This window comes from Pelomonas sp. Root1444, assembly GCF_001426885.1.
Lineage (GTDB): Bacteria > Pseudomonadota > Gammaproteobacteria > Burkholderiales > Burkholderiaceae_C > Pelomonas.
The window spans coordinates 18246-29936 of record NZ_LMFP01000007.1; the positions used below are offsets into that span (position 1 = coordinate 18246).

An 11691-nucleotide genomic window follows, 5' to 3' on the forward strand; every position below is an offset into this window, starting at 1 on the left:
AGTGGCCTTGGCTGACAGACATACCCACAAGGAGACAAGCCATGACCCGACGCCCGCCGGCGCCCGCCGTCCGCATGCGACGCCTGCATTTCGCCATCCTTGCCGCCCTCGGCGCCACGGCCGTGCTGCCGGCCGGCGCGCAGACGCCGCCGGCCGCGCCCGAACGCGCCGTGACGACGCTGGACGTCGTCAAGGTCACGGCGCGCAAGCGCGAGGAGTCGCTGCAGGACGTGCCGGTGGCCGTCACCGCGCTGACCGCGGACCAGCTCGACAAGCTGGCCATCAAGGACCTCGGCGACCTGCAGGGCCAGGTGCCCAACCTGACCATCTACGCCGCGCGCGGCAGCAACTCGACCATCACCACCTTCATCCGCGGCGTGGGCCAGGCCGACCCGCTGTGGGGCGTGGACCCGGGCGTGGGCATCTACTTCGACGACGTCTACATCGCCCGCCCGCAGGGGGCGCTGCTGGACGTGTACGACGTGCAGCGCGTGGAGATCCTGCGCGGCCCGCAGGGCACGCTGTACGGCAAGAACACGGTGGGCGGCGCGGTGAAGTACGTGTCCAAGCCGCTGCCCACGGCGACCGAGGGCGCGCTGACGCTGGCGCTGGGCAGCCACGGCCAGGTCAATGCCAAGGGCGCCGTGGGCACGGCCGTCAACGACGGCCAGTTCCGCTTCCGCATCGCCGGCGCCAGCCTGAACCGCGACGGCTACGGCAGGAACCTCACCGACGGCAGCCCGGTCAGCGACCAGGCCACCACCAGCGGCCGCGTCTCGGCCGGCTGGTTCCCGACCGGCTCGACCTTCAACGCCCAGGTCTCGGTGGACCGCACGCGCGACAACTCGCACATGCGCGGCTTCCAGCGCCTGAACGTCAACCCCTTCGACCCGGCCAAGACGCCGCCGACGACCGGCCGCTACGACATCGCGACGGGCATGCCCAACGCCAACCACACGAACAGCGAGGGCGAATCGCTGACGCTGAACTGGGGCGTCAGCGAGGCCTGGAGCCTGAAGTACATCCTGGCGCACCGCGCGTCCGACACGAACACCAGCATCGACTTCGACGGCCTGCCCGCCAAGATCGCCGACGTGCGCGCCGAGTACCACGACAGCTCGCAAAGCCACGAGCTGCAGGCCATCTACGAAGGCCAGAACCACTCGGGCGTCATCGGCGCCTACTACTTCGACGGCCGCGCCGGCGGCACGGTGCGCAACAACTTCTTCAACCTGAGCTTCGGCACCACCAACGGCATGGTCTACACCGAGGGCAAGGCCGTGTTCGGCGACTGGAGCTGGCGCCTGGGCCCGGCGTTCTCCATCAGCACCGGCCTGCGCTACACGAAGGAGACCAAGCGCGCCGTCGTGCTGAACCAGGCTTTCGCGAACGACACGTTCAGCGGCACCCCGATCGCCGTCCCGGCCAACTTCGACCACACGCGGGCGGTGACGAACACCTCGCCGCGCCTGTCGCTCGAGTACAAGGCCAGCAATGCCGTGAAGCTCTACACCACCGCCTCGCGCGGCTTCAAGAGCGGCGGCTACAACATCCGCGCCAACACGCTGGCCTTCCCGTCCTCGGGCCGGCCGTTCGAGGACGAGAAGCTGGACTCGCTGGAGCTGGGCGCCAAGATGATCCTGGACGGGGGCCGGCTGGAGCTGAACACCGCGCTGTTCCACAACAAGTACAAGAACGTGCAGCTGTCCGTGTTCACCAGCTACACGCAGCCCAACGGCCAGCCCGGCTTCTTCGGCGACTTCACCAACGCCGGCCAGGCCACGCTCAAGGGCGGCGAGATCGAGTTCCTGTGGATGCCGACCGCCGCCTGGCGCCTCAGCGGCCACATCGCCGCCATGGACGCCAAGTACGACGAGTACATCGACCGCGGCGTCAACGTGGCCGACCAGAAGAAGTTCACCAACACGCCCAAGACGCAGGTGGGCCTGAACATCGAGCACAACGCCCGGCTGCCCATGGGCACGCTGCGCTCCCGGCTGGGCCTGAGCTACCGCAGCAAGGTCTACCCGACGACCGACCTGTCCGAGGCGCTGGCGCAGGACGCCTACACGCTGGTCAACGCCGGCCTGATCTGGGAGAAGGACGCACGCCTGAGCTTCTTCCTGCAGGGCAGCAACCTCACCGACAAGGCCTACAAGACCGACGGCTACAACATTGCCGCCTTGGGCGTGCTGAACGCCTACTACGGCGCGCCGTGCACGGTCACCGTCGGCGGGACGTACAAGTTCTGAACAACGCCCTGACGGTGAAACCGAGCGGGTTCCTTCCGAGCCCGCCCGACGGCGTGGCGCGGTACATTGCCGCGGCCATGCCGTTGTCCAAATCCCAGACACCCGAGCATCACGACATCCCGCAGGACGTCGATGGCCTGCTGCGCCTGGCCGCGCAGTCGATGTTCGACGTGCTGGCGCGGTCGACCGAGGGGATGATGGTGGTGGACCGCCACCACCGCGTGGTCTGGATCAGCGAGGGCTACAAGCGCTTCCTGCCGGCGCTGGGGTTTGCCGACGAGCACGAGTTCGTCGGCAAGCGCGTCGAGGACGTGGTGCCCAACACGCAGATGCTGCAGGTGCTGGAGACCGGCAAGCCGGTGCTGGTGGACCTGCTGACCAACAAGGCCGGCACCTTCCTCGTCAGCCGGCTGCCGCTGAGGAATGACGCGGGTGAAGTCATAGGCGCGTTAGGCCTCGTGCTGCTGGACCACCCCGAGACGACGATGCAGCCGCTGATCACCAAGTTCGCGCGGCTGCAGCAGGAGCTGGAGGACACGCGCCGGCAGCTCGCGGCGCAGCGCCGGCCCAAGTACACGATCGCCAGCTTCATCGGCGCCAGCCCCGCGGCCTTGGAAGTGAAGCGCCAGGCGCGGCGCGTGGCGCAGACCGATTCGACCGTGCTGCTGCTGGGCGAAACCGGCACCGGCAAGGAGCTGATGGCGCATGCCATCCACGCCGCGTCGCGGCGCGCGCACCGGCCGCTGGTGGGGGTGAACATCGCGGCGGTGCCGGAGACGCTGCTGGAGGCGGAGTTCTTCGGCGTCGCGCCCGGCGCCTACACGGGCGCCGACCGCAAGGGGCGCGACGGCAAGTTCAAGCTGGCGGACGGCGGCACGCTGTTCCTGGACGAGATCGGCGACATGCCGCTGGCGCTTCAATCGAAGCTGCTGCGTGTGCTGCAGGAGCAGGAGGTGGAGCCGTTAGGGTCCAACACCGTGCTGCGCGTGGACGTGCGCGTCATTGCCGCGACGAGCCGGGACCTGGCCGCGATGGTCGCCGCGGGCACCTTCCGCGCCGACCTGTACTACCGCCTGAACGTGCTGCCCATCCGCGTGCCCGCCTTGCGCGAGCGGCTGGACGACATCGAGGCGCTGGCCGAAGCGCTGGGCGAAGACATCGCCCGCCGCAGCGGCATGCCGCAGAAGCTGCTGAGCCCCGACGCCATCGAATGGCTGATGCAGCAGCCCTGGCCCGGCAACATCCGCGAGTTGCGCAACACGCTGGAGCAGGTCAGCCTGATGAGTGACGACATGCAGCTGACGGCGGCGAGCTTTCAGGGTGGATCGGCAGGGCCGGCGACGGTCGCTGTGGTCGCCCGCGCGCCGCAACCCGTCGCTCCTGTGGTGGCCACCGCCCAGGCCGTCGCCCCGCTGCCCGAGCTGATCGAGGCGCTGGAGCGCGACGCCATCGCCCGCGCGCTGCAGGCCACCGGCGGCAACCGCATGGCGGCGGCCAGGCTTCTGCAGATTTCGCGCGCGTCGTTGTATGAGCGGCTGGCGAGGTGGCCAGAGATTGAGCGGACGAGCGAGGCCTGACTCTTGCCAAATCACCAGATGAAGTTCTTCACGCAAGCCTGGTGGGAAGCCGGTTGCGATAACTTTGGGGAAGTCTTCAGGCAATACGAGAGCTACCTGTCCGGCGTTCGCGAACATCTGCCGCCTGCTCTGCTTGAACTGGAAGCGCAGCACACGCTCCATGACGCCGAGCTGAAGAGCCTCGAGGCAAATGTTGCCGAACAAAGCGTTCTGTTGGTCCTCAATGGCTGGGATCGAGAACTTCAATACAAGGTTCCGTACGCGCTCCGCTTCACTGGGGTCAGCCACCTCGTACAGCAGCTGCCGGCAGAAGAACTCTTAGAGCAGGAGTTTGGCGATCTGGGGTATTGGGAATGCGAGTGGCTGCAACCCGAAGTGGAAGTCCGGATGCTGTTCGTGTCTTCGGCGATGCTGGCCATTCGGTTCACCGGCTTCTCGTTTGAGCACGCACGACGCGAGCCGCTGCGCTAACGTCACACCTGTTCGGTCTGGAAATCAGGCAATGCCTGAACTTCAGACACTCACGCCGCTCTTAACGGCCCAAAACCTCGGGACAACCCGAACGAAAACCGCCCCGGCGCTCCCTTCCCCGCCGGGCACGGCCCTTGCAAAAAGGGAAGACACCGTCTGCCGACAGAGCAGACACGAAGACGAACTTCAGGAGACAAGCCCCATGCGCAAAACCACGCGCCGCTTTGCCCTCGCCGCAGCCACCGTCGCGGTCACCGTCCCCGGCATCACCTTGGCCCAGGCCAAGGAAATCCGCATCGCCCACGTCTACAGCAAGACCGGCCCGCTGGAGGCCTACGGCAAGCAGACGCAGGTCGGCTTCATGATGGGCCTGGACTACGCCACCGGCGGCACCATGACCGTCGCGGGCAAGAAGCTCGTCGTCATCGAGAAGGACGACCAGGGCAAGCCCGACGTGGGCAAGAGCCTGCTGGCCGCGGCCTACGGTGACGACAAGGCCGACATCGCCGTCGGGCCCAGCTCCTCCGGCGTGGCGCTGGCCATGCTGCCGGTGGCCGAGGAGTACAAGAAGATCCTGCTGGTGGAGCCCGCCGTGGCCGACTCCATCACCGGCGACAAGTGGAACAAGTACATCTTCCGCACCGGCCGCAACTCCTCGCAGGACGCCATCGGCAACGCCGTCGCGTCGGACATCGCCGGCCTGAACATCGGCATCCTGGCCCAGGACTACGCCTTCGGCCGCGACGCCGTGAAGGCCTACAAGGAAGCGCTGAAGAAGGCCAAGATCGTCCACGAGGAATACCTGCCCACGGCGACGACCGATTTCACCGCCGGCATCCAGCGCCTGGTGGACGCGCTGAAGGACAAGCCCGGCCCCAAGGTCATCGCCGTCGTGTGGGCGGGCGCCACGCCGCCGTTCGGCGCGCTGGCCGCGCTGGACCTGCAAAAGCGCTACGGCATCGCCGTGGGCTCGGGCGGCAACATCCTGCCGGCCATGGCCGCCTACAAGCAGTTCCCCGGCATGGAGGGTGCGACCTACTACTACTTCGGCATTCCGAAGAACCCCGTCAACGAGTGGCTGGTGTCCAACCACTACAAGCAGTTCAAGCAGCCGCCCGACTTCTTCACGGCGGGTGGCATGAGCGCGGCGATTGCGCTGGTGGAGGCGCTGAAGAAGACCGGCGGTGACACGGCCACCAACAAGCTCATCAAGGCCATGGAGGGCATGAGCTTCGAGACGCCCAAGGGCAAGATGACCTTCCGCGCGGAAGACCATCAGGCGATGCAGTCGATGTACCACTTCCGCATCAAGGTGGACCCGGCCTTCCCGTGGGGCGTGCCGGAGCTGGTGCGGGAGATCAAGCCGGAAGAGATGAACGTGCCGATCAGGAACAAGCGTTGAACCTGAACGGCCCATGCTCGAAACCAAGTCCCTGACGATCCGCTTCGGCGGCCATGTGGCCGTCGACGGCGTGTCGTGCGCCTTCCAGCCCGGCACGCTGACGGCCATCGTCGGCCCCAACGGCGCGGGCAAGACGACCTACTTCAACCTGATCTCGGGCCAGCTGCCCGCGAGCAGCGGCGAGGTGTGGCTGGATGGCGAGAACCTGACGCCGCTGCCGGCGCCGGTGCGCACGCGCCGCGGCCTGGGCCGGGCCTTCCAGCTGACGCAGTTGTTCGCACACCTGACGGTGCTGGAGAACGTGCGGCTGGCGGTGCAGGCGCGGCATGGCAAGGGCTTGAGGATGCTGTCGGTGTGGCTGTCGCACAAGGAGTTGATCGCCGAGGCGCGGGCCATCCTGGACCGTGTGCGGTTGGGCTCGCGGGCCGACGACCTGGCGGCCAGCCTGCCGCATGGCGACCAGCGCAAGCTGGAGGTGGCGATGCTGATCGCGCTGGACCCGAAGGTCTACCTGTTCGACGAACCGACCGCCGGCATGAGCGTGGACGAGGTGCCCGTGGTGCTCGACCTGATCCGTGCGCTGAAGGCCGAGAAGAAGCACACGCTGCTGCTGGTGGAGCACAAGATGGACGTCGTGCGCGAGCTGGCGGACCGCATCATCGTGCTGCACCAGGGTCGGTTGGTTGCCGATGGGGACCCGGCGACGGTGATCGCGTCACCCATCGTGCAAGAGGCTTATCTCGGGGTGGCGGCATGAGCGCCGAGCGCTGGGCCGCTCCCGAGCCGGCGCGAGTCCCCTCGGGGGACCGACCGGCGTACTCGCCGGGCGAGGGGCTGACACGACCCCTGCTGGAGTTGCGTGGCGTTCATACGCATGTCGGGGCGTATCACATCCTGCACGGCGTGGACCTGGACGTGCCGGCCGGCCAGGTGACGATGCTGCTGGGTCGCAATGGCGCCGGCAAGACGAGCACGCTGCGGACCTTGATGGGGCTGTGGACGGCGAGCGCGGGCTCGGTGCGCTTCAAGGGCGAGGACATCACCAAGCTCGCAACGCCCGACATCGCGTCGCGCGGCATCGCCTATGTGCCCGAGACCATGGGCATCTTTGGCGAGCTGAGCGTGGCGGAGAACCTGTTGCTGGCGGCCCGCTCGGCCAAGCGGATTGGTGACCTCGATGCCAAGCGGCTGGAGTGGCTGTTCGGCTTGTTCCCGGCGCTGAAGACGTTCTGGACGCACCCGGCGGGCAAGTTGTCGGGTGGGCAGAAGCAGATGCTCGCGATCGCCCGCGCCATGATCGAGCCGCGTGAGTTGCTGGTCATCGACGAGCCCAGCAAGGGGCTGGCGCCGGCCATCGTGGCCAACCTGATCACGGCATTGCGGGAGCTGAAGAAGACGTCGGCCACGACGGTGTTGCTGGTGGAGCAGAACTTCCGGGTGGCCGCTGAGTTGGGCGATTCGGTTGCGGTGATGGATGACGGACGGGTTGTGCATCGCGGAGCGATGGCCGAGCTGATCGAGGACTCGTCGTTGCAGCAACGGTTGTTGGGGTTGTCGTTGGGGGCGCATCAATGACGGCTGCCGTTCTTGGTCGAGCCTCGTTGCCCCTGGTTCGTGCCGAGTGTGGTGCCGGGAGTCCGTCCCGGGGGCCGGGTAACTTTCTTCTGCGGGGCCAGAAGAAAGTCACCAAAGAAGAGGCCCTGAACCGCACACCNACGCCGTGCAACAGCCGAACGGCTGCCGCCCACACGCGACCCGCTGCGCTCTCGCTGCTGTCCTTGTCACCAGCACCATCCATCGCACCACCTGCCCGCTTAACGCGCGGCTGCACGCCGGGCTCACCAGAAACGCCGAAGACAGCGTCGCTCGGGCGACGCGTTAGCGCGGCGGCTCGGCTCTGCTTCGTAGGTTGGGGTGAGCATCGCGAACCCCAACACGCCGTCAAACCCCTGTGGCGTCGCCCCAGCGACGCGGCAATTCCTGGTGAGCCCGGCGTGCAGCCGGCGTTAAGCGGCGTGAAGAGGCGATCAATGGCGCTCGTCACAGGGACAGCAGCGAGAGCGCAGCGGCTCGCGTCTGCCCGCAACGCCAGTGGATGTTTTCGCGCGACGCTCATGGCGTCGTCGCGATCGTGTGCGGTTCAGGGCCTCTTCTTTGGTGACTTTCTTCTGGCCCCGCAGAAGAAAGTTNGAAACTCGACCCACGACCGCTCGCGCTGCTCACCGCCATCATGCTGCTGGCGCTGCCCCTCACCGGCAGCCCCAGCACCTGGCTCAACCTGACCCTGGCCGGCATCGCCATGGGCCTGATCATCTTCGTCATCGCCTCCGGCCTGACGCTGGTCTTCGGCCTGATGGACGTCCTCAACTTCGGCCACGGCGTGTTCATCGCGCTGGGCGCCTTCATGGCCACGACCGTGCTGGCCGCGATGGCGCCCTGGGCATCAAGTCCCGACGTCCTCGCCAACCTCTCAGCCCTCGCCGCCGCCTGCCTCGCCGGCATGGCCATCGCCGCCGCCGTCGGCGTCGTGTTCGAGCGCGTCCTCGTCCGCCCCGTCTACGGCCAGCACCTCAAGCAGATCCTCATCACGATGGGCGGCATGATCATCGGCGAGGAGCTGATCAAGGCCAGCTGGGGCGCACAGCTCATCCCGCTGCCCATGCCCGAAACGCTGCGCGGCATCTTCCTGCTCGGCGACGTGGCCGTCGAGAAGTTCCGCGTGCTGGCCATGCTCGTCGGCCTGGCCGTCCTCATCACGCTGCTGGTCGTGCTGAACCGCACCAAGATCGGCCTGCTCATCCGCGCCGGCGTGCAGGACCGCGAGATGGTCGAGGCGCTGGGCTATCGGATCAAACGCCTGTTCGTCGGCGTGTTCGTCGCTGGCGCCGCACTCGCCGGCCTGGGTGGCGTGCTGTGGGGCCTGGTGCAGCAAGGCGTCACGCCGCAGATCGGCGCGCAGGTCAACCTGCTGCTCTTCATCGTCATCATCATCGGCGGCCTGGGCTCGACGGTGGGCTGCCTCGTCGGCGCGCTGCTGGTGGGCCTCGTCGCCAACTACGTCGGCTTCCTCGCGCCCAAGGCCGCGCTGTTCTCCAACATCGGGCTGATGGTCGCCATCCTGCTGTGGCGCCCGCAAGGCCTCTACCCGGTAGGAGCGAAGTGATGCTCCGCTCGCTGCTCTCCCATGACCTGCCGCGCAGCCGCATCCTCGCCGCGCTGCTGATCGCCTGCTTCGTCGGCCTGCTCGGGGCGCCCTTCCTCTTCCCCGGCACGCAGGCGCTCAACGTCGCGGCCAAGATCCTCGTCTTCATCCTGCTCGTCGCCAGCTACGACCTGCTGCTGGGCTACACCGGCATCGTCAGCTTCGCGCACACGATGTTCGTCGGCATCGGCGCCTACGGCATCGCCATCGCGTCGGCGCGACTCGGTTCGGACTGGACGTCGCTCGGCCTGGGCTTCCTCGCCGCCCTCGCCTTGAGCGCGGTGCTGGCACTGGCGATGGGCCTGGCCAGCCTGCGCGTGAAGGCCATCTTCTTCGCGATGATCACGCTGGCTGTCGCGTCGGCGTTCATGACGCTGGCCTCGCAGCTGAGCGACTTCACCGGCGGCGAGGACGGATTGAACTTCCAGCTGCCCGAGGTGCTGCGGCCGTCGACCGAGTTCATGGAAGAACCCGTCCTCGGCGTCATGCTCGACGGCCGGCTGCTGACCTACTACCTGCTGTTCGTCGCCGTGCTGGCGCTGATCGCGCTGCTGCTGCGCATCGTCAACTCGCCCTTCGGCCGGGTGCTGCAGGCCATCCGCGAGAACGAGTTCCGGGCCGAGGCGATTGGCTACCGCACGGTGGTCTATCGCACGGGCGCCAACGTCATCGCGGCGCTGCTGGCCTGCTGCGGCGGCGCGCTGCTGGCGCTGTGGCTGCGCTACACCGGCCCCGAGACGGCCATGTCGATGGAGATCATGCTTGACCTGCTGCTCATCGTCGTCATCGGCGGCATGGGCACGGTCTATGGCGCGGTCATCGGCAGCGTGCTGTTCATCGTTGCGCAGAACTACCTGCAGGCGCTGCTGAAGTGGGCGGGCAGCCTCGTCGAGGGCTTGCCGGTCGTCAGCACGCTGGTGTCGCCGGACCGCTGGCTGCTGTGGCTGGGCCTGCTGTTCGTGCTGGCCGTCTACCACTTCCCCGGTGGCATCGTCGGGCGGCTGCGGCTGGCGGCATGGGCGCGCGGGAGGACGAAAGCATGAGATCGCGCTACGTCAACTGCCTCGGCCGCGAGATGCACGTCACCGAGTGGGGCGACGCCAACGCGCCGACGGTCATCGCGTGGCACGGCCTGGCGCGCAGTGGCCGCGACTTCGACGACTTCGCTGCCGCGCTGAGCGCGCGCTGGCACATCGTCTGCCCCGACACGCCGGGCCGCGGCCTGTCGCAATGGGCCATCGACCCGGCGCGCGAGTACTGCCTGGCGTTCTACGTCGAACAAGCCGAAGACTTGCTGGACCAGCTGGGCCTGGACAAGGTGCACTGGGTCGGCACGTCCATGGGCGGCGCCATCGGCACGCTGGGCGCGGCCACGCGCCTGCGCGGCCGCATCCGCCGCCTGGTGTTGAACGACAACGGCCCGGAGCTTGCCGCCGCCGCGCTGGCGCGCATCCAGGCCTATGCCGGCCAGCCGCCCAGCTTCGCGACGGTGAGCGCGCTGGAGGCCTATTTCCGCGAGATCTACGCGAGCTTCGGCCACCTGAGCGACACGCAATGGCGGCACCTGACAGAGACCTCGCTGCGCCGCCTGCCCGACGGCCGCGTGACGCCGCATTACGACCCGGCGCTGGTGCAGCAGTTCGAGCACCACCCGGACGACTACGCGCTGTGGGCCGCCTGGGACGAGCTCGACCTGCCCGTGCTGTGCCTGCGCGGCGAGGACTCGACGTTGCTGACGGCCCAGACCGCGCAGGCGATGCGCGAGCGCGGCCCGCGCGCGGCGGTCGCGGTCATCCCCGGCTGCGGCCATGCGCCGGCGCTGAACACGCCCGAGCAGATCGGGCTGATCGAGCGCTTTCTTTCCGCGGACGGAGCGACCCCGTGAATGCCCGTAAGCCCACGCCCGCGATACCGGCCTAGAGTCCGGCAGCCAACCCGGTGAGTCCATGAGCGAATACATCCTCGAGACCCAGGACCTGACCAAGGAGTTCAAGGGCTTCACGGCCGTGGACGCCGTCAACCTGCGCGTGCAGCGTGGCCACATCCACGCGCTGCTGGGCCCCAACGGCGCGGGCAAGACGACCTGCTTCAACCTGCTGACGAAGTTCCTGACGCCGACGCGTGGGCGCATCGTGTTCGCGGGCCATGACATCACGGGCGAGACCTCGGCGCAGATCGCGCGCCGCGGGGTCATCCGGTCGTTCCAGATCTCCGCGGTGTTCCCACACCTGACGGTGCTGGAGAACGTGCGCATCGGGCTGCAGCGCTTCACGGGCACGAGCTTCCATTTCTGGAAGGGGCTCACCGGCTTGAAGACGTTGGACGCGAAGGTGTTGTCGCTGCTGGAGCTGGTTGACTTGCGCGATATGGCTTCGCTGAAGGCAGCCGATTTGCCCTATGGCCGCAAGCGTGCGTTGGAGATTGCCACCACGATGGCCATGGAGCCGCAGCTGATGCTGCTGGACGAGCCGACGCAGGGCATGGGCCACGAGGACGTGGACAAGGTGACGGCCTTGATCAAGCGGGTGGCCGAGGGGCGCACGGTGCTGATGGTGGAGCACAACATGAAGGTGGTCGCCAGCATCGCGGACCGGATCACGGTGTTGGCGCGTGGAGCTGTGTTGGCGGAGGGGGACTACGCGACCGTGTCTAAGCATCCGGCGGTGTTGGAGGCTTACATGGGGACTGAGGCAACCGAGTTGGTGGGGGCGCATTGATGATGGCTGGTCGCTCGGTACTGCTGGGTGGTGGCCAGTGTGGTGCCGGGAGTCCCGCCCGGCGGCGGGG

Annotated in this window: 9 protein-coding genes and 1 pseudogene; all 10 read left to right on the plus strand. The window is 67.7% G+C overall.

Going from position 1 to position 11691, the window contains the following annotated elements:
* The first annotated feature begins 41 nt into the window (after window positions 1-41).
* The 10 genes and pseudogenes from ASD35_RS09425 to ASD35_RS09470 all read left to right on the plus strand — a co-directional run bounded on the left by ASD35_RS09425 (window position 42) and on the right by ASD35_RS09470 (window position 11621).
* A complete protein-coding gene (locus tag ASD35_RS09425; protein ID WP_200956025.1) occupies window positions 42-2252 on the plus strand; it encodes a TonB-dependent receptor in 2211 nt (736 codons plus the stop codon).
* 77 nt (window positions 2253-2329) lie between these two features.
* On the plus strand, window positions 2330-3829 hold the full coding sequence (locus ASD35_RS09430) for a sigma-54-dependent Fis family transcriptional regulator (RefSeq protein WP_056874688.1): 1500 nt from the start codon (window positions 2330-2332) through the stop codon (window positions 3827-3829).
* 18 nt (window positions 3830-3847) lie between these two features.
* Window positions 3848-4300, plus strand: coding sequence for a hypothetical protein (locus ASD35_RS09435; protein ID WP_056874689.1), 453 nt, complete (start codon window positions 3848-3850; stop codon window positions 4298-4300).
* A gap of 202 nt (window positions 4301-4502) precedes the next feature.
* Window positions 4503-5702, plus strand: a complete 1200-nt coding sequence (locus ASD35_RS09440; protein WP_056874690.1) for a substrate-binding domain-containing protein — start codon at window positions 4503-4505, stop codon at window positions 5700-5702.
* Between the two features lie 13 nt (window positions 5703-5715).
* Window positions 5716-6459, plus strand: coding sequence for an ABC transporter ATP-binding protein (locus tag ASD35_RS09445; RefSeq protein WP_056874691.1), 744 nt, complete (start codon window positions 5716-5718; stop codon window positions 6457-6459).
* A 77-nt stretch (window positions 6460-6536) separates the two neighbouring features.
* A complete protein-coding gene (locus tag ASD35_RS09450) occupies window positions 6537-7277 on the plus strand; it encodes an ABC transporter ATP-binding protein (RefSeq protein WP_056874750.1) in 741 nt (246 codons plus the stop codon).
* A gap of 615 nt (window positions 7278-7892) precedes the next feature.
* A pseudogene (locus tag ASD35_RS09455) lies at window positions 7893-8865 on the plus strand (branched-chain amino acid ABC transporter permease); the annotation flags it as partial.
* Window positions 8865-9947 (plus strand): branched-chain amino acid ABC transporter permease, encoded by a 1083-nt coding sequence (locus ASD35_RS09460; RefSeq protein ID WP_056874693.1) that lies wholly within the window; start codon window positions 8865-8867, stop codon window positions 9945-9947. The pseudogene ASD35_RS09455 and the gene ASD35_RS09460, both read left to right, overlap by 1 nt.
* The gene (locus ASD35_RS09465) at window positions 9944-10789 is read left to right on the plus strand and encodes an alpha/beta fold hydrolase (RefSeq protein ID WP_056874751.1); all 846 of its coding nucleotides are present in this window, start codon (window positions 9944-9946) and stop codon (window positions 10787-10789) included. Before ASD35_RS09460 ends, ASD35_RS09465 begins: the two co-directional genes overlap by 4 nt.
* Window positions 10790-10850: 61 nt before the next feature.
* Window positions 10851-11621 (plus strand): ABC transporter ATP-binding protein, encoded by a 771-nt coding sequence (locus ASD35_RS09470; protein WP_056874694.1) that lies wholly within the window; start codon window positions 10851-10853, stop codon window positions 11619-11621.
* Window positions 11622-11691 lie beyond the last annotated feature (70 nt).